Annotated in this window: 24 protein-coding genes and 1 tRNA gene; 21 read left to right on the plus strand and 4 right to left on the minus strand. The window is 65.1% G+C overall.

What is annotated here, in order from left to right; all coding sequences use genetic code 11:
• The first annotated feature begins 60 nt into the window (after window positions 1–60).
• The 9 genes from HNR60_RS09800 (at window position 61) to HNR60_RS09840 (ending at window position 9,419) form a co-directional block, all read left to right on the plus strand.
• Window positions 61–1,854 carry an acetolactate synthase 3 large subunit gene (locus tag HNR60_RS09800; RefSeq protein WP_184256859.1) on the plus strand — a complete coding sequence of 598 codons (1,794 nt, stop codon included), beginning with the start codon at window positions 61–63 and terminating at the stop codon, window positions 1,852–1,854.
• 228 nt (window positions 1,855–2,082) lie between these two features.
• A complete protein-coding gene (gene ilvN, locus HNR60_RS09805) occupies window positions 2,083–2,625 on the plus strand; it encodes an acetolactate synthase small subunit (RefSeq protein ID WP_184256861.1) in 543 nt (180 codons plus the stop codon).
• Between the two features lie 55 nt (window positions 2,626–2,680).
• Window positions 2,681–3,040, plus strand: coding sequence for an AbrB/MazE/SpoVT family DNA-binding domain-containing protein (locus HNR60_RS09810; RefSeq protein ID WP_184256863.1), 360 nt, complete (start codon window positions 2,681–2,683; stop codon window positions 3,038–3,040).
• Entirely contained in the window at window positions 3,027–3,401 is a 375-nt protein-coding gene (locus tag HNR60_RS09815) for a type II toxin-antitoxin system PemK/MazF family toxin (protein WP_184256865.1), read from the plus strand. The genes HNR60_RS09810 and HNR60_RS09815 overlap by 14 nt, the downstream gene beginning before the upstream one ends.
• Window positions 3,402–3,410: 9 nt before the next feature.
• A complete protein-coding gene (locus tag HNR60_RS09820) occupies window positions 3,411–4,283 on the plus strand; it encodes an EamA family transporter (protein WP_184256867.1) in 873 nt (290 codons plus the stop codon).
• A gap of 167 nt (window positions 4,284–4,450) precedes the next feature.
• Window positions 4,451–5,470, plus strand: coding sequence for a ketol-acid reductoisomerase (gene ilvC / locus HNR60_RS09825; RefSeq protein WP_184256869.1), 1,020 nt, complete (start codon window positions 4,451–4,453; stop codon window positions 5,468–5,470).
• A 132-nt stretch (window positions 5,471–5,602) separates the two neighbouring features.
• Window positions 5,603–6,454: an SDR family oxidoreductase gene (locus HNR60_RS09830; protein WP_184256871.1), complete on the plus strand. Its 852-nt coding sequence runs from the start codon at window positions 5,603–5,605 to the stop codon at window positions 6,452–6,454.
• Window positions 6,455–6,653: 199 nt separating this feature from the next.
• Window positions 6,654–8,360 carry a sulfatase-like hydrolase/transferase gene (locus HNR60_RS09835; protein ID WP_184256873.1) on the plus strand — a complete coding sequence of 569 codons (1,707 nt, stop codon included), beginning with the start codon at window positions 6,654–6,656 and terminating at the stop codon, window positions 8,358–8,360.
• 231 nt (window positions 8,361–8,591) lie between these two features.
• Window positions 8,592–9,419: a hypothetical protein gene (locus HNR60_RS09840; protein ID WP_184256875.1), complete on the plus strand. Its 828-nt coding sequence runs from the start codon at window positions 8,592–8,594 to the stop codon at window positions 9,417–9,419.
• Window positions 9,420–9,970: 551 nt separating this feature from the next.
• On the opposite strand, the gene HNR60_RS09845 is transcribed toward HNR60_RS09840, so the two are convergent.
• Window positions 9,971–11,530: an ABC transporter permease/substrate-binding protein gene (locus tag HNR60_RS09845; RefSeq protein ID WP_184256877.1), complete on the minus strand. Its 1,560-nt coding sequence runs from the start codon at window positions 11,528–11,530 to the stop codon at window positions 9,971–9,973.
• Window positions 11,527–12,327, minus strand: coding sequence for an ATP-binding cassette domain-containing protein (locus tag HNR60_RS09850; RefSeq protein WP_184256879.1), 801 nt, complete (start codon window positions 12,325–12,327; stop codon window positions 11,527–11,529). Before HNR60_RS09850 ends, HNR60_RS09845 begins: the two co-directional genes overlap by 4 nt.
• A 126-nt stretch (window positions 12,328–12,453) precedes the next feature.
• Between HNR60_RS09850 and HNR60_RS09855 the strand changes: the two genes are divergently transcribed.
• Window positions 12,454–13,158 carry an NUDIX hydrolase gene (locus HNR60_RS09855; protein ID WP_184256881.1) on the plus strand — a complete coding sequence of 235 codons (705 nt, stop codon included), beginning with the start codon at window positions 12,454–12,456 and terminating at the stop codon, window positions 13,156–13,158.
• A 68-nt stretch (window positions 13,159–13,226) separates the two neighbouring features.
• Complete coding sequence (locus HNR60_RS09860) at window positions 13,227–14,231, plus strand: polyphosphate kinase 2 family protein (protein WP_246432887.1); 1,005 nt, start codon at window positions 13,227–13,229, stop codon at window positions 14,229–14,231.
• Here the strand turns inward: HNR60_RS09860 and HNR60_RS09865 are convergent.
• Window positions 14,228–15,463, minus strand: a complete 1,236-nt coding sequence (locus HNR60_RS09865; RefSeq protein ID WP_210313411.1) for a glycosyltransferase 87 family protein — start codon at window positions 15,461–15,463, stop codon at window positions 14,228–14,230. The genes HNR60_RS09860 and HNR60_RS09865 overlap by 4 nt on opposite strands.
• A gap of 15 nt (window positions 15,464–15,478) precedes the next feature.
• Window positions 15,479–16,501: a biotin synthase BioB gene (gene bioB, locus HNR60_RS09870; RefSeq protein WP_430694905.1), complete on the minus strand. Its 1,023-nt coding sequence runs from the start codon at window positions 16,499–16,501 to the stop codon at window positions 15,479–15,481.
• A 228-nt stretch (window positions 16,502–16,729) separates the two neighbouring features.
• Between bioB and HNR60_RS24330 the strand changes: the two genes are divergently transcribed.
• The 10 genes from HNR60_RS24330 (at window position 16,730) to HNR60_RS09915 (ending at window position 23,734) form a co-directional block, all read left to right on the plus strand.
• On the plus strand, window positions 16,730–16,852 hold the full coding sequence (locus HNR60_RS24330) for a hypothetical protein (RefSeq protein ID WP_283810632.1): 123 nt from the start codon (window positions 16,730–16,732) through the stop codon (window positions 16,850–16,852).
• A gap of 101 nt (window positions 16,853–16,953) precedes the next feature.
• Entirely contained in the window at window positions 16,954–18,519 is a 1,566-nt protein-coding gene (locus tag HNR60_RS09875; protein ID WP_184256885.1) for a 2-isopropylmalate synthase, read from the plus strand.
• 199 nt (window positions 18,520–18,718) lie between these two features.
• Entirely contained in the window at window positions 18,719–19,717 is a 999-nt protein-coding gene (locus HNR60_RS09880; protein ID WP_184256887.1) for a TRAP transporter substrate-binding protein, read from the plus strand.
• 111 nt (window positions 19,718–19,828) lie between these two features.
• Window positions 19,829–20,404: a TRAP transporter small permease gene (locus tag HNR60_RS09885; RefSeq protein ID WP_184256889.1), complete on the plus strand. Its 576-nt coding sequence runs from the start codon at window positions 19,829–19,831 to the stop codon at window positions 20,402–20,404.
• A complete protein-coding gene (locus tag HNR60_RS09890) occupies window positions 20,401–21,726 on the plus strand; it encodes a TRAP transporter large permease (protein WP_184256891.1) in 1,326 nt (441 codons plus the stop codon). Before HNR60_RS09885 ends, HNR60_RS09890 begins: the two co-directional genes overlap by 4 nt.
• A 118-nt stretch (window positions 21,727–21,844) precedes the next feature.
• Window positions 21,845–22,399: a Spy/CpxP family protein refolding chaperone gene (locus tag HNR60_RS09895; protein ID WP_184256893.1), complete on the plus strand. Its 555-nt coding sequence runs from the start codon at window positions 21,845–21,847 to the stop codon at window positions 22,397–22,399.
• A gap of 180 nt (window positions 22,400–22,579) precedes the next feature.
• Window positions 22,580–22,655 (plus strand) — tRNA-Lys (locus HNR60_RS09900).
• A gap of 307 nt (window positions 22,656–22,962) precedes the next feature.
• Window positions 22,963–23,226: a BrnT family toxin gene (locus HNR60_RS09905; RefSeq protein WP_184256895.1), complete on the plus strand. Its 264-nt coding sequence runs from the start codon at window positions 22,963–22,965 to the stop codon at window positions 23,224–23,226.
• Window positions 23,210–23,527, plus strand: coding sequence for a BrnA antitoxin family protein (locus HNR60_RS09910; RefSeq protein ID WP_184256897.1), 318 nt, complete (start codon window positions 23,210–23,212; stop codon window positions 23,525–23,527). The genes HNR60_RS09905 and HNR60_RS09910 overlap by 17 nt, the downstream gene beginning before the upstream one ends.
• Before the next feature lie 9 nt (window positions 23,528–23,536).
• Window positions 23,537–23,734, plus strand: a complete 198-nt coding sequence (locus HNR60_RS09915) for a hypothetical protein (RefSeq protein ID WP_184256899.1) — start codon at window positions 23,537–23,539, stop codon at window positions 23,732–23,734.
• Window positions 23,735–23,823: the final 89 nt, after the last annotated feature.

A 23,823-nucleotide genomic window follows, 5' to 3' on the forward strand; every position in this document is an offset into this window, starting at 1 on the left:
TTTTATTTTCCGAGCGTCCTAGACCAAGCCAGCGCGCCAAGCGCATCCCGGAGCCAGCCAATGACCACCGCAGCCAGCGACAGCAAGAGCCACGATGCCAACCAGATGACCGGCGCGGCGATGATCGTCCGCGCGATGATCGATCATGGCGTCGAGCACATTTTCGGCTATCCCGGCGGCTCGGTGCTTCCGATCTACGATGAGCTGTTCCAGAATTCCGAGAAGCTGCAGCACATCCTGGTGCGCCACGAGCAGGGCGCCGGCCACGCCGCCGAAGGCTATGCCCGCTCCACCGGCAAGCCCGGCGTGGTGCTGGTGACGTCGGGCCCCGGCGCCACCAACATGGTGACGCCGCTCGCCGACGCCTTGATGGATTCGATCCCGATCGTCTGCATCACCGGCCAGGTGCCGACCCATCTGATCGGCAACGATGCGTTCCAGGAATGCGACACCGTCGGCATCACAAGGCCGTGCACCAAGCACAACTGGCTGGTCCGCGACATCAAGGATCTGGCGCGCGTGCTGCACGAAGCGTTCTACGTCGCCACCTCCGGCCGGCCCGGCCCGGTCGTGGTCGACGTGCCGAAGGACGTGCAGTTCGCCACCGGCACTTATCATCCGCCGCGCAAGTCGGATGTGCATGTCTCCTACACGCCGCGGCTGAAGGGCGACGCCGGACAGATCCGCAAGGCGGTGGCGCTGATGGCCAACGCCAAGAAGCCGGTGATCTATTCCGGCGGCGGCGTGGTCAATTCCGGCCCCGAGGCCTGCAAGCTGTTGCGCGAATTGGTCGAGGTCACCGGCTTTCCGATCACCTCGACGCTGATGGGGCTCGGTGCTTACCCTGCGTCCGGCACCAATTGGCTCGGCATGCTGGGCATGCACGGCACCTACGAAGCCAACATGACGATGCATGATTGCGACGTCATGCTGTGCATCGGCGCGCGGTTCGACGACCGCATCACCGGGCGCACCGACGCGTTCTCGCCGAACTCCAAGAAGATCCACATCGACATCGATCCGTCGTCGATCAACAAGAACATCCGCGTCGACGTGCCGATCATCGGCGACGTCGGCAATGTGCTCGGCGATATGCTGGCGGCGTTCAAGGCCGAGGCCAAGAAGCCCGACATCAAGGCGTGGTGGCAGCAGGTGGCGACCTGGCGCGGCCGCAATTCGCTGGCCTACAAGAAGAACAACGACGTCATCCTGCCGCAATACGCCATCGAGCGGCTGTACGCGGCGACGCGGGGCCGCGACACCTACATCACCACCGAAGTCGGCCAGCATCAGATGTGGGCGGCGCAGTTCTACGGCTTCGAGGAGCCGAACCGCTGGATGACCTCCGGCGGGCTCGGCACCATGGGCTACGGCCTGCCGGCGGCGCTCGGCGTCCAGGTGGCGCATCCCGACAGCCTGGTGGTCGACATCGCCGGCGATGCCTCGGTGCAGATGACCATGCAGGAGATGGCGACCGCGGTGCAGTACGAGCTGCCGATCAAGATCTTCATCTTGAACAATCAGTACATGGGCATGGTGCGGCAATGGCAGCAGCTGTTGCACGGCAACCGGCTGTCGCATTCCTACACCGAGGCGATGCCGGACTTCGTCAAGCTCGCCGAGGCCTATGGCGGCGCCGGCTTCCGCGTCACCAAGCCGTCGGATCTCGACGGCGCGATCCAGGACATGATCAAGGTGAAGAAGCCGGTGCTGTTCGATTGCCGGGTGGCGTCGATGGAGAACTGCTTCCCGATGATCCCGTCCGGCAAGGCGCACAACGAAATGCTGCTGCCGTCGGAAGCCAACGACGAAGCCACCGCGGCCGCCTTCGCCGGCGGCAAGGCGCTGGTGTGATGAGATAGCGCCGCGCGTCACCTCTCCCCGCGCGCGGGGAGAGGTCGGCTTGCGAGCGCAGCGAGTAAGCCGGGTGAGGGGGCGTTGCGATCGCACTAGACGCATCAACCCCCTCACCCCAACCCTCTCCCCGCAAGCGGGGAGAGGGAGCGCGCCGCGCCCGGTTCGGCCGCTGTGCGTAGTCTCTGGCTCCGACGAACAACGACTCTGGAATGTGAGAACAACACAATGAACCAGCCCGCATCCGCTTACTTCATGGACGAGCGCAAGGACCCGATCGAAACCCACACGCTGTCGGTGCTGGTGCAGAACGAGCCCGGCGTGCTGGCGCGCGTCATCGGTCTGTTCTCCGGCCGCGGCTACAACATCGAAAGCCTCACGGTGTCGGAGACCGAGGCGCAGAAGCACGTCTCGCGCATCACCATCGTCACCACCGGCACGCTGGCGGTGATCCAGCAGATCAAGAATCAGCTCGATCGCATGGTGCCGGTGTATCGCGTGGTCGACATGACGCTGTCGGGCCGTTCGATCGAGCGCGAACTGGCGATGGTCAAGCTGCGCGGCGTCGGCGAACACCGCGTCGAGGCGCTGCGGCTCGCCGAAGCGTTCCGCGCCCGCGTCATCGACGCCACCATCGAGAGCTTCGTGTTCGAGATCACCGGCAACTCCGCCAAGATCAACCAGTTCATCGACCTGATGCGGCCGCTCGGGCTGGTCGAAGTCTCCCGCACCGGCGTCGCCGCGATCGGCCGCGGCCCGGAAGGCATGTGAACTGGACTTCTCCCGGGCCGGATATACATTGTGTATCCGATCAGGGAGCGCCGCGATGAAGGTCAAAGTCGCCAAATGGGGCAACAGCCTCGGCATCCGGTTGCCGAGCGCCGCCGCTGACAGCGTCGGCGCCACGGCCGGCAGCGAGCTCGATCTCACCATCGAGAACGGCGAGCTGCGCCTCAGGTCGATCCGCAAGACATCGGCGCAGCTGCTCGAGGAGATGCTCGACGAGATGGAGCGGCTTGGACCCGAGCAGCAGTCCGAAACCGTCGATTGGGGGCCCGATCGCGGGTCCGAGATCATCGACGATGACTACTCGCGCGGGATCTTGGTGGAAGGGCCGGACGGCGCGCCGGTTCGCGCCGATTCCCTGCCAACGAGACATCCGAAGAAGCGCGATGAAACTTCCTGACGCCGGTGACATTGCGTGGGTCGATTTGGACGACACGCGCGGAAGCGAGCAGTCGGGGCGTCGGCCGGCGCTTGTTCTGACGTCGCAAGCCTTTCACGAAGTCTCCCGGCGCGCGGTGGTGTGCCCTATCACTTCGAAAATTCGCCACTGGCCGACCAACATCACTCTGCCGCAGGGCATGAAGACGAAGGGCATGATCATGGTCGACCAGGTGCGCTCGATCGATCGGGCCGAACGGTTGTTCGATATCATTGAGCAGGCCCCGGCGCAGATTGTGGACGATGTGCGGGGCAAGCTCGCGGTGCTGCTTGGAATCGACGTTGCGACCCTGGGCGGCGCCGGCACTGGCGAGACGGTCTGATCGCCCCGCATGAAGCTCACCGACATCGCCCTGGCGCTCGTCGTCGCGCTGATCTGGGGACTGGGCTTCGTGTTCACCCGGCGTGCCGTGGCGGAGCTGTCGCCGGCGGTGCTGACGCTGGTGCGCTTCGCGGTGGCGGCGCTGCCCTGCATCCTGTTGCCGCGGCCGAAGCTGGCCTGGCCGATCTGGATCGGCATCAGCCTGTTGCTGGTCTGGCAATATCTCACCCAGACCTACGGCATGGCGCAGGGCGTGCCGGCCGGGCTCACCGCGGTGATCGTGCAGAGCCAGGCGCTGTTCACCATCGGCTTTGCGGCGCTGCTGCTGCGCGAATTTCCGACCCGCGGCCAGCTCGCCGGCATCGTGGTGGCGAGCTGCGGCCTGCTCTTGATTTGCTTCACCGTCGGCTACGATTTCAGCGTGCTCGCCTTCGTGGTGACGATGACCGCGCCGCTGTCGTTCGCGCTGTCCAACCTGCTGCTGCGGCAGGCCAGGGAGGTGCCGATGCTCGACCTGTTCGCCTGGGTCAGCCTGGCCTCGCTGCCGCCGCTCGGCGCCGCGGCGCTGGTCGCCGACGGCCCCGCCGCGATCTGGCAGCAGGTCGGCCATCTGTCGCCGGGCGGCATCGGCTGCGTGCTGGCGCTATCGCTGGGCTCGACCACGCTCGGCTACTGGATCTGGGGCCGGCTGCTGCACGCCTATAGCGCAGCGCAGGTGGTGCCGTTCGCGCTGCTGGTGCCGTTCATCGGCGCCGGCGCCTCGGCGATCGTGTTCGGCGAGCAGTTCGGCACGCAGCGGCTGGCCGGCATGGTCATCGTGGTCGGCGGCATCGCCATCATGCTGCTGGCGGGTCGGTCCAAGGCGCTGCCGGAGGTGGCGTGAGGCGGCCAACCGCAGCGCAACATGCCAGAAATCACCGCCGCGGGCTTGTCTCGCGGCATTCGCCGCCCTAAAAACCGGCGGCATTTCAAGAACCGGCGCCGGGGGCGTTGTCAGGTTCGTCAACAGGCCGGTTTGACGCGTTCAGCCGCCGGAATAAAGGAACGACCATGCGTGTATATTACGATCGCGACGCCGATTTGAACCTGATCAAGGGCAAGAAGGTCGTCATCATCGGCTACGGCAGCCAGGGCCACGCGCATGCGCTCAACCTGAAGGATTCCGGCGTCAAGGACGTCGCCATCGCGTTGCGCAAGGGCTCCGCCACCGCGCAGAAGGCCGAGGCCGCCGGCTTCAAGGTGATGGAAGTCGCCGAGGCTGCCAAATGGGCCGACGTGATGATGATGCTGACCCCCGACGAACTGCAGGGCGACATCTACCGCGAGCATCTGCACGACAACATGAAGAACGGTGCCGCGCTGTTGTTCGCCCACGGCCTCAACGTGCATTTCAACCTGATCGAGCCCCGCGCCGATCTCGACGTGCTGATGGTGGCGCCGAAGGGCCCCGGCCACACCGTGCGCGGCGAGTATCAGAAGGGTGGCGGCGTGCCGTGCCTGATCGCGGTGCATAAGGATTCCTCCGGCAACGCCCACGACCTCGGGCTGAGCTACGCCTCCGCCATTGGTGGTGGACGCGCGGGCATCATCGAGACCTCGTTCAAGGAAGAGTGCGAGACCGATCTGTTCGGCGAGCAGGTCGTGCTGTGCGGCGGCCTGGTCGAACTGATCAAGGGCGGCTTCGAGACCCTGGTGGAAGCCGGCTACGCGCCGGAGATGGCGTACTTCGAGTGCCTGCACGAGGTGAAGCTGATCGTCGACCTGATCTATGAAGGCGGCATCGCCAACATGAACTACTCGATCTCCAACACCGCGGAATACGGCGAATACGTCACCGGCCCGCGCATCGTCACGCCGGAGACCAAGAAGGAAATGAAGAAGGTTCTGGAAGACATCCAGAACGGCATCTTCACCCGCAACTGGATGCTGGAGAACAAGGTCAACCAGACCTCGTTCAAGGCCACCCGCGCCAAGTTGGCCGAGCACCAGATCGAGGAAGTCGGCGCCAAACTCCGCGACATGATGCCCTGGATCAAGAAGGGCGCCTTGGTCGACAAGAGCAAGAACTGATTGGCGCACAGCCGGGCCTGACGGCGTCATCCTGCAGGGTGACGTCGACCACGGAATTCTAAGCAAACGGGATCGCAGCGATGCGGTCCCGTTGTGTTGTGCTAGCATCCGCGCAACCAAGCGGAGGGCCCCATGCGATCCATCGTCATCACCGGCGTATCCACCGGCATCGGCCACGCCGCGGCGAAGCTCTTGCTCGCGCGCGGCTTTGCGGTGTTCGGCAGCGTGCGCAAAGAGGCCGATGCGGATCGGCTCAAGGCCGAGTTCGGCGAGCACTTCACGCCGCTGATCTTCGACGTCACCGACGAGGACGCGGTGAAGGCCGCGGCGCGCGAGGTGCGCAGCGCGCTGCGCGGCGAGACGCTGGCCGGGCTCGTCAACAATGCCGGCATCGCGGTGGCGGGGCCGGTGCTGGAATTGCCGCTCGCCGACTTCCGCCATCAGTTCGAGGTCAACGTGATCGGGCCGATCCTGGCGACGCAAGCGTTCGGCCCGCTGCTCGGCGCCGATCCGGATCTCGAGGGCCCGAAGGGCCGCATCGTGATGATCAGCTCGCTGGCCGGCAAGTTCGGCAATCCGTTGATGTCGGCCTATTCGGCGTCGAAGCACGCGCTGGAGGGGCTGTCCGACGCGCTGCGCCGCGAATTGATGCTGTTCGGCATCGACGTCCTCGTGGTTGCGCCGGGCGCGGTGAAGACCCCGATCTGGGCCAAGGCCGACGAGGTGGATGTGTCCGGCTTCGAAGCCTCGCCGTTCTTCCCGGCGCTGCAGCGGGTGCGCAACTACCTGCCGCAGATGGCCGCCAAGGGCCTGCCGGCGGAGCGCATCGCCGAGGGCATCTTCACGGCGTTGACCGCGCCGCATCCGCGGGTGCGGGTCACGCTGACGCCGGATCCGCTGCGCAACTTCATCACCAACATCCTGCCGAAGCGCACGGTCGACAGGATCATCGGCAAGAGTCTCGGGCTGCTCCCGCCGACATAGCGGCCGCTGCGCTGCAGCACGATCACGCCGCTATCTGGCCCCGCAATGCGGCGAGGGTGCGGATTGTTGCAAACTGATTGCACCTACATGACGGTTCAATTACGGTTTGATGACATGATGCACTAGCCGGCTGCATCGTCCGCCTTCTGGTCACCGCCAGCCAAGGCAGTGGCCCCGCCGTGCGCAGGTGTGTCCCGCCATGGGGCTGCCGCCCAATCCAGTGCCATCGGTGGGCGCGGCCACTGCCGCCGCGCCGGTCAGCGTCTGGCGGATGCTGGCCGTGGTGCCGCCGCAGCTCGCGGCCTTGGCGCTGATGCTGCACACCGAAACCGATTTCAACGGCCGGCTCGGCTTCCTGTTGGCCTGGGGATTGCTGAACTGCGCCTGGATCGCGGCGCTGCGCCGCCCGGCCTTGTCGGGTGCGTTGTCGCTGACCATGGTGGTGATGCTGGTGCTGCTGTCGCGGCTGAAGCACGACATCGTGCAGATGACCGCGAACTTCGTCGACCTGATGGTGATCGACCGCGACACCATCGCCTTCCTGTTCACGATCTTTCCGGAGCTGCGCTGGTCGGTGATCGGCACCGTGCTGCTGATCATCCCCTTGATGTACGCGCTGTGGTGGCTCGACCCGATCCGGATCCGCCGGCAGCCGGCGCTGGCCGGCGCCATGCTGTGCCTCTCCGGCCTGATCGGCTACGCGACGGCGTGGCCGGACGAGGCCTGGCGCGGCTATTACGACGACGGCTACCTGTCGAAATTCGCCCGCTCCGGCGTCACCGCGGTGTCGGATTTTTTCAGCTACGGCTTCATGGAATCCGACGCGGTCGCCGCTGATCAGCTGAAATTGCCGCTGGAGCAAGCCTGCCATCCGGTGGGAAGGCGGCCGAACATCATCATGATCCACGACGAGTCGTCGTTCGACATCCGCGCCGCCGCGCAGGTCAAGGTGCCGCCGGGCTATGGCGCGCATTTCAAATCCTTCGACGGCAAGGCGCGCAAGTTTCTCGCCGAGAGCAATGGCGGGCCGAGCTGGTTCACCGAATACAACGTGCTGGCCGGGCTGTCGTCGCGCTCGTTCGGCCGCTTCGCTTACTTCGTCACCCGGATCGCGTCGGGGCGGGTGGAGCGCGGCCTGCCGCTGGCGCTGCGCCGCTGCGGCTACTCGACGACCGCGCTGTATCCCGCCAACGGGGCCTTCATGAGCGCGCGCAACTTCCAGACCACCACCGGGATGGAGCGGTTCTTCGACGCCCATGATCTCGGCTCCAGCCATGTCGAGCCGGACCGCTTCTTCTACGACAAGGCGCTCGGGCTGATGCCGCAGCAGGGTGCGCAGCAGCCTTTCTTCATGTTCGTCTATCTCGCCGCCAATCATTTCCCCTGGCAGACCAAATTTCGTCCGGAGTTGACGCCGGACTGGCGCGCGCTCGGCAATGCGCCGGTGGTCGAGGAATATCTGCGCCGCCAGGCTTTGAGCGTCACCGACTACGCGGCCTTCCTGGCGCGCTTGAAGAAGCTCTATCCGGCGCAGCCATTCCTGATCGTGCGGTTCGGTGATCACCAGCCGGAATTTTCGCCGCAACTGCTCGATCCGGACCTCGACGAGGCCGGCCTCGGCAACAAGCTGATGGCCTATGACCCGCGCTACTACGCGACCTATTACGCGATCGACGCGCTCAACTTCCAGCCGGTCGACAGCCCGGCGATCATGGATACGATCGACGCCGCCTATCTGCCGCTGGTGATCCAGGAGGCGGCGGGGTTGCCGCTCGATCCGTCGTTCGCCGAGCAGAAGGCCATCATGCTCCGCTGCAACGGGCTGTTCTACGCCTGCCGCAACGGCGCCGAGGCGCGGCGCTTCAACCGGCTGCTGATCGACGCCGGCATGATCAAAAATCTGTAACGATCAAGAAGGAGCCCAACGCCGTCATTGCGAGGAGCTCTTGCGACGAAGCAATCTAGGGCATCGCATGAGGCCCCTGGATTGCTTCGCTTCTCGCCGGCGCTGCGCGCCGGCCTCGGCTCGCAATGACGGAAAATTCCCCGATTCTGCTCGCTGCTCTTTCGGACAGGCGCTAAGATTACGGCTGGGCCGGCCAGCGCTGGACGCGCATCGCGTTGGATGATCGGGATCATGGACTCTCCGCTGCTCATGCGCCTTGGCGCCGCCGCCTCGGTGACCGGCCACGTCGCGGTGCTGGCGCTCTTGCTGCTGGCGGGCGTGTACCCGTACGAGTCGGTGAGTTCCAACGCCATCAATGTCGAGCTGGTGCCGGCCGAGGAGGTCAAGCCGCCCGAACTGACCCCGCCTGCGTCCACGCCGCCGCAGCCGCAACTGCCGTCGCTGGAGCCGTCGACGCCGGCGCAGCCCGAAGCCGCAGCATCACCGGAACCGCCGTCGCCGCAGGCCAAGCCGGCGGGGCAGCCGCAGCAGACCGCGGCGTTGGACAAGCCGGAGCAGCGACCCTCCGAGCAACCGGCGCAGCCGTCGGCTCAGCCGGAGCCGCCGCAACAGCCGGCCGCGCCGCAGCCCGCGTGGCCGCCGCCGATGGCGGCGCCGCAGCCGCCCGACGTCACCGAACGGTTTCACGTCATGCTGGGGCTGCCGGCGGAGAGCCTCGGCAAAGAGGTCGGCGGCGAAGCGGCCGAGGGCGCCAACATCGCGGCCTCCGACACCGAGAAATTGCGCGCGCATCTGCGCGGCTGCGCGGCGCTGCCCGGCGCGGTGGCGCCGACCGACAAGGTGCGGATCGTGATCCGCATCGCGCTCACGCCCGAGGGCCGGCTGGCGTCGCCGCCGGCGCTGATCGAGGCCAGCGCCTCGGCCAAGGGTCCGCTGCTGATGCAGGCGGCGATCAAGGCGCTGCAGGACTGCCAGCCCTACGCGATGCTGCCGGCCGACAAGTATCAGGAATGGCGGGTGCTCGACATCGGCTTCACGCCGCAGGATTTCAAAGGGTAGTTGCTTGTCCGGCCGATCGGATGCGTCCAATCGGCAACGAAGCTGTCATTCCGGATTGCGAGTTCGTCACCGGGCTGCCCGACCGCGTGGATGAATCTCGACAACAGGCGTGCCCCGGACGCAGTGCACCGCGCCGCCCTTGCGGCGTGGTGCGCTGCAGAGCCGGGGCCGTTACGGATGCTGCCTTTGGTATGATCCCGGCTCGCGTCGCAGCGCAAGCGCGCTGCTCGCGTCCGGGACACGATGCTTACTTTGCGCAGCGACGACCCGCTAGAGACTTTTCGAGTTGGATTGATGCGCTTCAAGATTCCCCGGCTGTCATTCCGGGGCGCGAGCCAGAAGCGCGTTCACGCGCGTCTTCGACGCGCTATGGCTGCGAGCGAGCCCGGAATCCATAACCCCTGCAGGGGACACGGATTCCGGACTTGCTCGTTCTTCGAACTCGCAATCCGGAATGACGGCCGCGTTTGGGTTGGATGCTTCAATCTCAACCGAAAATGCTCTGAAATGCAGTGGCCACCTCACCGTCGATGTGCGCTCTGCACGCTCCCTCAGCGCGGCGCAATCCGCTGCCACAGCCAGCGCGCCACCGCATCCGGCGTCGTCGCGCCGTCGCCGCCGGCGGCGCGCAGATTGGCTTCGCGCATCGCGGCGATGTCGATTCTGCCGAGCAGCGGCGTGAGCGCCGCGCGCAATGCGGCGTCGTCGGCGCGCCGCGGCGCTATCAACACCACCGCGTCATACGGCGGGATCGCCTGTTTCGGATCGTCCAGCACCACCAGATCGTATTTCGCGATCAGCCCGTCGGAGGTGTAGCCGGCGATGACGTCGACTTCGCCCGAGGCGACCGCCGCATACATGAAATCCGGCTGCAGGGTGCGCTGGCTGCGAAACGCAAGCCCATAGGCCGCGCGAAGCCCGGCCCATTCCGGCCGCGAGAAGAACTCGTAATCGCCGGCGATCGACAATGTCGAAGCATGTTGCGCCAGATCCGCAATCGAGTGAATGCCAAGTGCCTCGGCGCGAGCCCGCGGCATCACCAGCGCATAGGCATTGGCGAAGCCGAGTTCGCCGAGCAATGTCACGTTTGACCGCGCGAGCTCGGCCGTCAGCTCGGCGAGCAACTCCGCGCGCGGTTTGATCTCCTTGTGATGAAACTGATTGGCCCACAGCGTGCCGGAGTAATCGACATAGACGTCGATGTCGCCCGCCGCGAGCGCGTCATAGATCACGCTGGAGCCGAGCCCTTCGCGGCTGGTCACCGACAGCCCGGCGTCGCGCAGCCGCTGCGCGATCAACGCCGACAGCACGTATTGCTCGGTAAAGGTCTTGGCGCCGACCACGTAGCGCGTCCCGGGCTGCGCCAATGAGGGCGCCAGCGTCGCCGCCAGCAGTGCGACCAGGCCGAGGCTGCCCGCCGCGATCCGCAGCCGGCTGCGCTGGGTGAGCCCGCGCTCGATCAGCGCCAGCAACTGATCGACGGCAAGCGCCAGCACCGCGGCGGCGGCGCAGCCGAACAGCACCAGCACCCAATTTTGCGTCTGCAATCCCGCGAAGATGTAGTTGCCGAGGCTGGTCTGGCCGATCGGTGTCGACAGCGTCGCGGTGCCGATCACCCACACCGCGGCGGTGCGGATGCCGGCCATCATCACCGGCAGCGCCAGCGGCAGTTCGACCATCAGCAGCGATTGCCGCGGTGTCATGCCGACGCCTTGCGCGGCCTCGATCAGCACCGGGTCGATGCCGTCGAGCCCGGTGATGGTGTTGCGTAGCACCGGCAGCATCGAATACAGCGCCAGCGCCAGCACCGCCGGCAGAAATCCGAACGCCGAGAAGCCTGTGCCGAACCAGCTGAGCGACAATGCCGCGAGCGCCAGCAGCAGCGGATAGAACAGAGCGAGCAGCGCCAGCCCGGGCACGGTTTGCACGACGCTGGCAAACCCCAGCAACGTGGTCCGCAGTAGCGGTCGGCGTCGCGAAACAATCGCCAGCGGCAGGCTGACCAAGAGTCCCAGCGCCAGCGCGGCGAGGCTGACGCGGACGTGGCTTCCGAGATAGTCCGGCAGATGCGCCAGCGCTTCGGCCCAGCGCGGATCCTGCAACACGCTCATGCGGCGCCTCGCGGCAGCAGCGCCTGCAGCCGCGCGGCCTGGCGCCGCGGCGTCTGCAGCATGTCGTTGACGTAGCCGTCGTCGCTGCCCGCCAAGTCGGCCGGCGTGCCCTGCGCCAGGATGCGGCCTTCGCGCATCACCGCGATGCGGTCGGCGAGCAGCAGCGCCTCGGTGATGTCGTGGGTGATCATCATGGTGGTGAGGCCGAGCCGGTCGTGCAGCGCGCGAAACTGCGCGCCGAGCGCGTCGCGGGTCAACGGATCGAGCGCGCCGAACGGCTCGTCCATCAGCACGATGGCGGGTTTGGCGGCCAGCGCGCGGGCGACGCCGACGCGCTGGCGTTGGCCGCCGGACAGTTCGTGCGGAAAACGGTCGCGATATTGCGCGGCATCGAGCTGCACCAGCGCGAGCAATTCGTCGACCCGGGCGGCGACCGCGGCTTTCGACCAGCCCAACAGTTTGGGCGTGATGCCGATATTGCCGGCGACGCTGAGATGCGGAAACAGCGCACCGCTCTGGAACACGGTGCCGATGCGCCGGCGCAGCGCCACCGGATCGGAGCCGCTGATATCCTCGCCCTCGATCCGGATTACGCCGCGATCGGCGGTGATCAGCCGGTTGGCGAGACGGAGCAGGGTGGTCTTGCCTGATCCGGAGCCGCCGACGATCACCAGCAACTCGCCCTTGGCGACCGCGAATGAGACGTCGTTGACGGCGCGAACGCTGCGGCCATCGCCGCCGCCGTCGAAACTTTTCTCGACGTGTTCGAACGCGATGAGGGGCATGTCGCCGGTCATGATCAGTGGCTAGCACAACCCTGGCGTTCGATAAAGCCGAGGAGGGCCCTTGAATGTTGCCGCGCGGCGCTTCAAGACAGCGGGCATCATGATCGCGTTTCGACAAACATTTCGCGGCAGGCCGCGATGACCGCGCCGCAGCTCTGCCGTGTCGCGCGCCTCGAGCTGATCCGCGACGGCTGGCGTTGGCCGTTCGCCGACCAACAGCGCGCCGAGATCGACGCGCATTTCGCGCAGCGCCGCGAGGAGAAGCCGGCGATGTTCAACGGCCGGGTGCTGCTCGGTCGCAACGCGACGTTCACGCAAGATTGCTTCAGCGCGGATATTTTCGAAACCGATTTTGCCAGCTTCCTGTCGTGGCGCGATTGGGGCTATCCCGATCCGAGCGTGTTCAACGGCTTCGGCATGGGCGCGCTGCGCACGAGCGACGGCGCCTTCGTGCTCGGGGAGATGGGCCAGCACACCGCCAATGCCGGCAAAGTGTATTTCCCGGGCGGCACGCCGGATCCCTCCGACTTGCGCGGCGACCGGCTCGACATCGCAAGCAGCATCAGCCGCGAGATCGCCGAAGAGACCGGCTTGAGTGAGGCCGACTATCGGCCGAGCGACGACTGGACCTGCGTGGTGTCGGGCGGCGCGATCGCGATGCTGCGGGTGTTGCATATTGATCAGCCCTCGAGCGTGCTGCGCGCTACGATCGAAGCGACGCTGGCGCAGCAGACGGCGCCGGAACTCGCCGCGATCCATCTGGTGCGCGACGCGCGTGATTTCACCGCGGCGATGCCGGGCTTCGTCACCGCGTTCCTGGCGACGCAGTTCACGCCGCGGTGACGCGGGGCAGGCTGGCTTCGGCGGCAGCGGCCATGTAGCGTCGGCGCAACGAACCGGAGCGTCCCGCCATGTCCGACACCAAGAAATCGCTTGCTGCTAAATTGAAGCCCTACATCGCGCCGTTCCGGGTCGACGGAACCGAGCGCTTTCACCTCAAGGCGCACAAGACCGACGCCAAGGGCGGGCTCGACAAGCACGAGGCCGAGCAGATCATCGAGGCCAACCGCAAACGGCTGAACGATTTCCAGGAGATGCTCTACGCCCAGGACCGCTGGTCGCTGCTGCTGATCTTCCAGGGCATGGACGCCGCCGGCAAGGACACCGCGATCAAGAGCGTGTTCGACGGCGTCAATCCGCAGGGCTGCGAGGTGTTCTCGTTCAAGACCCCGACCAGCCACGAACTCGACCATGATTTCATGTGGCGCGCTGCCACAAGTTTGCCGCAACGCGGACGGATCGGAATTTTCAACCGCTCCTACTACGAGGACGTGCTGGTGGTGCGGGTGCATCCCGAAATCCTCGCCAAGCAGAAGATCCCGCAGGTGCTGGTGACCAAGAAGGTATGGCGCGAACGCTTCGAGGACATCGCGTCGTTCGAGCGCTACCTGGCGCGCAACGGCACGGTGGTGCTGAAGTTCTTTCTCAACGTCTCCAAGGAAGAGCAGCGCCAGCGTTTCCTCGACCGGCTGGAAGATCCGGCGAAGAACTGGAAGTTCTCGATGGCCGACGTCTCCGAACGCGCGCTATGGGATCGCTATCAGGCGGCGTATCAGGACGCGATCGCGCATACGTCGACGCCCGCCGCGCCGTGGCACATCGTGCCGGCCGATCACAAATGGTTCGCCCGCGTGGTGATCGGCTCGACCATCGTGGCCGCGTTGGAGAAGCTCAATCTGCATTTTCCGAAGACCGACAAGGACTCGCTGAAGGAGTTCAAAGAGGTCCGGCTGGCGCTGGAGCACGAGGCCAAGAAGGGCGCCCGGCCGCGGCGGCCGGCGGGCAAGATGGCCAATGGCAAAGCCGGCAACGGCAAGGCCGCGGCCAACGGCAAGAGCCCGGTGGCGCACGATTAGGTTTGCGCCTCGACGCGGCGCGCAAGCGTGCGGTTGCCGATCAGGATCGCGCCGATCAGCGCGATCGTCGCCAGCGGCGCGAAACGGCCGGCCGAAACATAGACCGCGGGGCTGAGCAGCGGCACCAGCCAGATCGCCGCGGCGAGCAGCCACGCTCCAGGAGCCCACGGCGCCTCGCATGAGGCCAGCCACAGGCCGAGCGCGACGACCAGCAGCACCGCGTCATAGGGCCCGGAATGCGGCGCGGCGAGAATGGTCGCGGCGAGCAGCAGCGCCAGCCTCAGATCCGGCGCAAGCCTGGCGCGGAACGCGATCACGGTGGCGAGCGTCGCGCCGACCACGGCGATCAGTTGCAGCGCCGAGGCGAGCTGCTCGCCGGCGCCGAGCAGACGCACGCAGGCATAGACGCTGTGGCCCCAGATCCGGCCATAGGCCACCCATTTCGGATCGGCGCTGACCAGATTCTCGATCACCCGCGGCAGCCACCAGATCCAGATCTCAAGGCCGAACATCAACGCACTGACCGCGGCCAGCGCCAACGCGGAGCCGGCGGCGGCCAGCAGCGCGCGCCATTGTCCGGCGGCCACGAGCGCGATCGGCAGCAGCAGACAGAATTGCGGTTTGAAACTCAGTAGTCCAAGCAACACGCCGGCAAGCACGGTCCGTCGCGGCAGCGCGCGAAACCCGGCGACGATCAGTCCGGCGACCAGCAACGCGCATTGGCCGTCGGTGATATTGATCGCCGCCGCCGGCGAGATCAGCGCCGCGAGCGCAACAAATCCCGCCGCCTGCGGCCGGTCGGCGCCGCGTAGCAGTGCCAGCGCCAACAGCGCCGCGCTGAGCGCCTGGAAGGCGAGGTAGGAGCCGAAGAAGCCGAGCGGCGCGAAGGGCCGCAGCATCACCAGAAAGCTCGGCGGATAGAACCACGGCCGAAACGCCAGCGGCGACGACAGCCAGTCGTGCAAGGAGGAGTTCAGATAGGCGGTGAAGCGGTCGCCGTCGAACAGCAGCGTGAGATTGCCGTCGAGCACGGCGCGGATCGCGCCGTAGAACACCATCCAGTCGGTGCCGAGCCCGATATGGTTGAGGCCGACCGCGCCGGGGGCGACCGCGGTCGAGACCACAACCGCCCAGCCGTACAGCGTGGCGACCACGAAGATCGGCAGCACCAGCAGCGCCGCCGGGCCGCCCGACCGCGCGGTCGCTAGGCTCCTCGCAATGACCGGGTGCATGGCGTGATCGCGGTCTCAGCCGTGGGAATGGACGCCGAGGTCGTCGCGCGCTTCGATGCCGAGCCGGTCGAACAGCGCGCGATCCTTGTTCTCGCCGGGATTCGGCGTGGTCAGCAGCGTGTCGCCGATGAAGATCGAGTTGGCGCCGGCGAGGAAGCACAGCGTCTGCATCTCGTCGCTCATCGCGGTGCGGCCGGCGGCGAGGCGCACGTCGGAAGTCGGCATCAGGATTCGCGCCAGCGCGATGGTGCGGACGAAGGCGATCGGATCGACCGGCGTCGCGGTCTCGGCGATCGGGGTGCCCTCGATCGGGATCAGCATGTTGATCGGCACGCTCTCCGGATGTTTCGGCAGGTTGGCCAGCGTGCGCAGCATCTCGACGCGGTCGGTCGGCTTTTCGCCGAGGCCGAGGATGCCGCCGCAGCAGACCTTGATGCCGGCGTCCTGCACCTTCTGCAGCGTGTCCAGCCGGTCGCCATAGGTGCGGGTCTTCACCACCGACGGATAGAACTCTTCCGAAGTATCGAGGTTGTGATTGTAGTAGTCGAGCCCGGCGTCTTTCAGCTGCTTGGCCTGGTCGTCGCTCAGCATGCCGAGCGTCACGCAGGCTTCCATGCCGAGCGCCTTGACGCCTTTGACCATCTCGATCACCGGCGCCATGTCGCGGTCCTTCGGCGAGCGCCAGGCCGCGCCCATGCAGTAGCGCGTAGCACCTCCGGCCTTCGCCGCCTTGGCGCCTTCGATGACCTCTTTCGGGTCCATCAGCTTGGAGGCGGGCAGGGCGGTGTCGTGATGCGCCGACTGGCTGCAATAGCCGCAATCCTCGGCGCAGCCGCCGGTCTTGACGTTCAACAGCTGATTGCACTGCACCTTGTTGGGATCGAAGCTCTGGCGATGGATCGTCGCGGCCCGGAAGATCAGGTCCATGAACGGCGCGTGATAGATCGCGGCGGCTTCCTCGCGCGTCCAATCGTTGCGGATGGTAGGGGTGGCGTTCGCCAGAGACGGCAAATCGATGGTGTTCAACGGATGCTCCATAGCCCGGATCTGCAATTTGCATGAACCAATACGGGGTTTCCGGCAGCCGCGAAACCCTAGATCCGAGCAGGATGGTACTGCCAAAGGCGCAGCCATTAGGTCAGTCCGGCTGACCAACTTTTGCCGTTGCAGCGGCCGGGTTTTGTCGTTTACAAGAAGGCCTGGGTGCGTCGCCGGCAACCAACCGTCAATGGTTTTGGCTGACGATGCAGACCTGAAGGTGGATTGATGCTGATTCGCAGCGATAGGATTGGAATGGACGAGGGGACGGCGCAGGCCGGTTCCGCCGCGATTCCGGCTGCGTTGCTCTCCACCCTGCTGCTCGGCGGGCTGCTTCTTATTCGCCCCTGAGGGCCGTCTGGGCGCGTGCGCCTGGGCACTCAGGGGTTCGAAATCATCGCCAAACCCCATTTTGCGCGCCGAGCGCCGCACCTGACACAAGGAATATTCCCATGACCGCCACCATCCCGTCCGACAAGGACCGCGTCATCATTTTCGACACCACGCTGCGCGACGGCGAGCAATGCCCCGGCGCCACCATGACCTTCGAGGAGAAGCTGGAGGTCGCCAGCCTGCTGGACGCGATGGGCGTCGACGTCATCGAGGCCGGCTTCCCGATCGCTTCCGACGGCGACTTCGCGGCGGTGCACGAGATCGCCAAGCGCGCCAAGAACGCGGTGATCTGCGGCTTGTCCCGCGCCGGCGCCAAGGACATCGACCGCTGCGCCGAGGCGATCCGCCCAGCCAAGCAGGGCCGCATCCACACCTTCCTGTCCACCTCGCCGGTGCACATGAAGTACAAGCTGCAGATGGACGCCGAGCAGGTCTATCAGCTGGTGATCTCGGCGGTGACCCGCGCCCGCAACCACACCGACAATGTCGAATGGTCGAGCGAGGACGGCACCCGCACCGAATTCGACTTCCTGTGCAAATGCGTCGAGGCGGCGATCAAGGCCGGCGCCACCACCATCAACATTCCCGACACCGTCGGCTATTCCGTGCCGGAAGAATATTACGACCTGTTCAAGCGGGTTCGTGAGAACGTGCCGAATTCCGACAAGGCGGTGTTCTCGGTGCATTGCCACGACGATCTGGGCATGGCGGTGGCCAATTCGTTGGCCGGCATCCGCGGCGGCGCAAGGCAGATCGAATGCACCGTCAACGGCATCGGCGAGCGCGCCGGCAATACCGCGCTGGAAGAAGTAGTGATGGCGATGCGGGTGCGCAACGACAAATTGCCGTTCTGGAACAAGATCGACACCACGATGCTGACCCGCGCCTCCAAGGTGGTCTCGGCGGCGACCTCGTTCCCGGTGCAGTACAACAAAGCGATCGTCGGCCGTAACGCCTTCGCGCATGAGAGCGGCATCCACCAGGACGGCATGCTGAAGAACGCCGAGACTTACGAGATCATGCGGCCGGAGTCCGTCGGCGTGAAGCAGACCTCGCTGGTGATGGGCAAGCATTCCGGCCGTCACGCCTTCGTCCATAAGCTGGAAGAGATGGGCTACAAGCTGGGCCAGAACCAGTTGGAAGACGCCTTCGTGCGCTTCAAGGCGCTGGCCGACCGCAAGAAGGAAATCTACGACGAGGACATCGAGGCCCTGGTCGATCAGGAAATCGCGCAGTCGCACGACCGCATCAAATTGCTGTCGTTGACGGTGATCGCCGGCACCCACGGCCCGCAGCGCGCCACCATGAAGCTGGACGTCGAAGGCCAGACCAAGATCGAGGAGGCCGAAGGCAACGGCCCGGTCGATGCGGTGTTCAACTGCATCAAGGCTTTGGTGCCGCACGTCGCCAAGCTGGAGCTGTATCAGGTCCACGCGGTGACCCAGGGCACCGATGCGCAGGCCGAAGTCTCGGTGCGGCTGGCGCATGAGGGCCGCTCGATGACCGCGCGCGCTGCCGACCCGGATACCCTGGTGGCTTCCGCCAAGGCCTATCTGAGTGCGCTGAACAAGATCGTCATGAAGCGCGAGCGCGACTTGCCGGTGGCGGAAGCCGCGGCGAGCTGATTGCGACCAAACGACGCGACGGCGTCATCATCATCCAACGCGGCGCCGCAAAGCGCCGCGTTTTTTATTGCGCTGCAGCACACTCACCCCGGCGCTCCCTGCTAACGGGCAATAGCCATTGCATGTAAGTATCTGTATGGAAGTGATGCAGTGAGGCTGGAACCGGTTACCGGGCGGTCTAAGGAATATGGGAGGTCAAATGCGCAAGTTGATGTTTGCCGCGGCGTCCGTCGCGATGATGGCTCTGGTCGGACCGGCCGCGGCGCAATCGCCGATCGTCATCAAGTTCAGCCACGTGGTGGCGCCGAACACCCCGAAGGGGCTGGCCGCCGAAAAATTCAAAGAACTCGCTGAGAAGTACACCGCCGGCAAGGTCAAGGTCGAAGTCTACCCGAACTCGCAGCTCTACAAGGATAAGGAAGAGCTCGAAGCCTTGCAGCTCGGCGCGGTGCAGATGCTGGCGCCGTCGAACTCCAAGTTCGGCCCGATCGGCGTGCGCGAATTCGAAGTGTTCGATCTGCCCTACATCCTGTCCGATCTGCCGACGCTGCGCAAAGTCACCGACGGCCCGCTCGGCACCAAGCTGTTGCGGCTGCTCGATGCCAAGGGCATGACCGGGCTGGCCTATTGGGACAACGGCTTCAAGATCATGAGCGCCAACAAGAAGCTGGTGACGCCGGCGGACTACAAGGGGCTGAAATTCCGCATCCAGTCCTCCAAGGTGCTCGACGCCCAATTCCGCGCGCTCGGCGCGATCCCGCAGGTGATGGCGTTCTCCGAAGTCTATCAGGCGCTGCAGACCGGCGTGGTCGACGGCCAGGAGAATACGCCCTCCAACATGTACACCCAGAAGATGCACGAGGTGCAGAAGTTTACCACCGTCACCAATCACGGCTATCTCGGCTATGTGGTGATCGTGAACAAGAAGTTCTGGGACGACCTGCCGGCTGAGCGGCGCGCCGAGCTCGACAAGGCGATGAAGGAAGCGACCGCTTTCGGCAACGGCCTGTCCGCCAAGGAGAACGAAGACGCGCTCGCCGAGATGCAGAAGTCCGGCAAGACCGAGCTGGTCAAGCTGACGCCGGAGCAGGACGCGGCGATGCGCAAGGCGATGGAGCCGGTCTATGGCGACGTCGCCAACCGGGTCGGCAAGCCGCTGATCGAAGAGTTCCTGAAAGAGACCAAGGCGACCAACTGATCTTGCGTTCCAACCGACGCCCGTGCTGCGCGCGGGCGTCGGCTGCTACTCTGCGCGGGTCGCGTGACACGGCACAGACCGTGGCGCCACCAATAATCATCTGGGGGAATGATGCTGCTTCGCATCCTCGATCGGCTTGAGGAAATCCTGATCACGACGCTGATCGGCGCCGCCACGGTGATCATCTTTTTCGCGGTGCTGCACCGCTATCTGGTCGGCATCCCGCTGTTCTATCCGCTGCTGTTTCCGATCAACATGTCCTGGGCGCAGGAACTGTGCATCTACATGTTCGTGTGGATGGCGAAGTTCGGCGCCGCCTACGGCGTGCGCACCGGCATCCATGTCGGCGTCGACGTGCTGGTCAACCAGCTCGACGAGCGCTGGCGCAAGGTCACCATCTTGTTCGGGCTGTTCTGCGGCGCGCTGTTCACCGCGGTGATCGGCACCATGGGGGCGAAATTCGTCTACGGCCTGATGCAGACCGATCAGGTCACCCCCGACATGGAGCTGCCGAGCTGGATCGTCTATCTGTGCATCCCGCTCGGCTCCTATCTGATGTGCTTCCGCTTCCTGCAGGTGGCCTGGAGCTTCGCGCGCGGCGGCGAGCTGCCGCACCACGACCACGCCTATGTCGAGGGCATCGAGGCCGAGATCCCAGCCACCGGCGGCCGGGAGGTGCTGCGATGAACAGCGCCATGATCTTCGTGCTGCTGATCGGATTGATGCTGACCGGCATGCCGATCTCGATCGCGCTCGGTCTCACCGTGCTGTCGTTCATCTTCCTGATGACCAGCGTGCCGATCGAATCGGTGGCGTTGAAACTGTTCACCGGCATCGAGAATTTCGAGATCATGGCGATCCCGTTCTTCATTCTCGCCGGCAATTTCCTCACCCATGGCGGCGTCGCGCGCCGCATGATCAACTTCGCCACCTCGATGGTCGGGCACTGGTACGGCGGGCTCGGGCTCGCCGGGGTGATGGCCTGCGCGCTGTTCGCCGCGGTGTCCGGCTCGTCGCCCGCCACCGTGATCGCGATCGGCTCGATCATGATGCCGGCGATGGTCAAGCAGGGCTTCCCGAAACGGTTCGGCGCCGGCGTCATCACCACCTCCGGCGCGCTCGGCATCCTGATCCCGCCCTCGATCGTGATGGTGGTCTATGCGGTGGCGACCGGCGGCAGCGTCGCGCTGGATCCCAACGGCGTGCGGGTGTCGTCGGCGTCGGTCGGGCAATTGTTCATCGCCGGCGTGATCCCGGGCATCATGCTGGCCTCGCTGCTCGGCCTCACCACCTTCTACCGCGCCTGGAAGAACGATTATCCGCGGATGCAGCGGGCGACCTGGCTGGAGCGCTGGCAGGCGTTCCGCAAATGCGTCTGGGGCCTGTTGCTGATCGGAATCGTGCTCGGCGGCATCTATGCCGGCTGGTTCACGCCGACTGAAGCCGCCGCGGTCAGCGCGGTCTATGCGTTCGTCATCGCGGTGTTCGTCTATCGCGACATGTCGCTGAAGGACGTGCCGAAGGTGCTGCTCGGCTCCGCCAATATGAGCGCGATGATCCTCTACATCATCACCAACGCGGTGCTGTTCTCGTTCCTGATGGCCAACGAAAACATCCCGCAGCAGATCGCCAATTGGATGTCGAGCGCCGGCATCAACTGGGTGATCTTCCTGCTGGTGGTGAACTTGCTGTTGTTGTTGGCGGGCAATGTGATGGAGGCGACCTCGATCGTGCTGATCATGGCGCCGATCCTGTTTCCGGTGGCGGTCAAGCTCGGCATCCACCCGGTGCATCTCGGCATCCTGATGGTGGTGAACATGGAGGTCGGGATGTGTCACCCGCCGGTCGGGCTCAACCTCTATGTCGCCTCCGGCATCGCCAAGATGGGGATCACCGAACTCACCATCGCGGTGCTGCCGTGGCTGCTGACGATGATCGCGTTCCTCGGTCTCGTCACCTACATCCCGGAACTGTCGCTGTGGCTGCCGCGTACGCTCGGCATGCTGTGATAATCACTCGCAGCATCGGATTACAACTTGGTAACACGGCCGTTTGTGTCCAAACCGTAAGTTGATCGGGCAGGGCGGCGCGCGCATCTTCAGGCCACCTTTTGAAGGAGAGGTTGCTATGAAGAAAGCTCTGCTCGCCGGCGTCGCCGTGCTGGTGCTCGCCGGATCCACCGCGGTCTATGCACAGCATCGTCCGTGGTTCGGCCATCATCACGCCCGGATGAATCCGGAAGACCGCGCCGCGTTCGCCGACGCCAAGATCGCCGCGGTGAAGGCCGGGCTGAAGCTGACGCCGGACCAGGAGAAGCTCTGGCCGCCGGTGGAAGCCGCGGTGAAGGAATTTTCCAAGCTTCGGATCGACCGCGCCAATGCCCGAATGAAGGCCATGAGCGACGACGACGCGCCGAAGCTCGATCCGGTGACCCGGTTGCGCGACCGCGCCGAGGCGATGGCCGATACGGCCGCCGCGCTGAAGAAGATCGCCGACGCTGCCGACCCGCTGTACAAGACCCTGGACGATGGTCAGAAGCGACGGCTGGCGGTGCTGACCCATGACGGCGGCCGATTCGGCGGCGGCCACTGGCGGCATCACCGCGACGGCGACCGCGGCGATCGCCGGCAGGACGATCGCGGCGGCAGCGGCTGGCGCGACAGCGCTCCGGACCGGCTGTAACGGTCGCCGGGCCGGGCTTTTCGGCCCGCATCGCCGAGCATTGAAGAAGCCGCCGGGCGCCGGCGGCTTTTTCGTTTCATTTTTTTGACAATGGCAGGAAAAATCCGCGGGCTCGCTGGACATCCGCAATTCGCTTTGTTAAACGGACGCCGTCCTGCAGAGGACTTCCGGACTTGGTCCGGGCGCATAGCTCAGTTGGTAGAGCAGATGACTCTTAATCATCGGGTCCCAGGTTCGAGCCCTGGTGCGCCCACCAAGGTCCCGCTTTAAGAACGGCTATTTAGCTAAACGGTGGGGGAGCCGGGATCGACCGGCTTGCGATCCTGATCATCCTGTGACGTCCAGCTCGCTGGATATCTCAACGAACCCTCTCAAGACATTCCCGCGTTATGCCAGCAATGAGGCTCCTTCGGGCTGCCCCCGGCGGGCCGCTGGATGGCCGGGTGTACCCGGGAAACGCGCCGTTCGAGAACAGCGGGCCAGGGCTTTAAAGCTCGCCGTCTTTAAATTATGTACACCCAATAATGTTGACGTGCCCAATTTTCGGGTGCACAAATATTCGCATGGAAGATCGGTTCGACGTCGCTAAAGATGCGATTAATAAGGCCCAGCACAAGATTTCGCTGGCACGTGCCTTTGATATGGAGATCGTCCAATTCGCCGAGGACGGCCGGTTCGACTACGGCGAGACCCGCTACCGGGCCTGGGGCTACATCGATGGCAAGCCCCACTTTCTGGCCTACACCCTGCGGCACGGCAAGATGCGCCCGATCAGCCTGCGCCGCGCTCACGCGAAGGAGATGAAACGTCGTGTCAAAGAAACCTAAATTCGACCCGGCGGTCCACGACGAGAACCCGGAGTGGACGGCGGAGGATTTCGCCAAGGCTCGCCCGGCGTCAGAACTGCCGCCGGAAATTCTCGCTCAATTCAAAAACAAGGTCGGTCGTCCCCGGATCGAGAGTCCGAAGGTGCCGGTGAAGCTGCGGCTCGATGAGGCTGTGGTCGAGGCCCTGCGGGCGACCGGGCCGGGCTGGCAGACCAGAATCAATGACATGCTGAAGGCGAAGATCAGCCGGGGCAAGGTTAGGTTCGAGGCGGATGGGCCGGCAAAACGGAAGAGGGCGTAGGAGAGACGTATGGCAAAGAAAAAATTCCCTACCTATCGCTGCGTGAAAAGCTTCACGGGCGACCTCGAATACACGATGTATAAATTCGTCGCGGGCAAGACCTACACTGACGACCGTACGACGGTGATGGATGTGTATATCGATGGTTATTTTGAACCAGCCGAGCCCGACGAAAACACAATTGTGGTCCACCATCCCCACGGGTGAGCGACTATCTGGCGTGTCAAGTTGCATTAGCGTATTCGGCTCGCGCATCGCGCGCTTTGGCGTTGAGGCGGACCAGGAGTTTGCGCGCC

It is taken from the genome of Rhodopseudomonas rhenobacensis (assembly GCF_014203125.1).
Lineage (GTDB): Bacteria > Pseudomonadota > Alphaproteobacteria > Rhizobiales > Xanthobacteraceae > Rhodopseudomonas_A > Rhodopseudomonas_A rhenobacensis.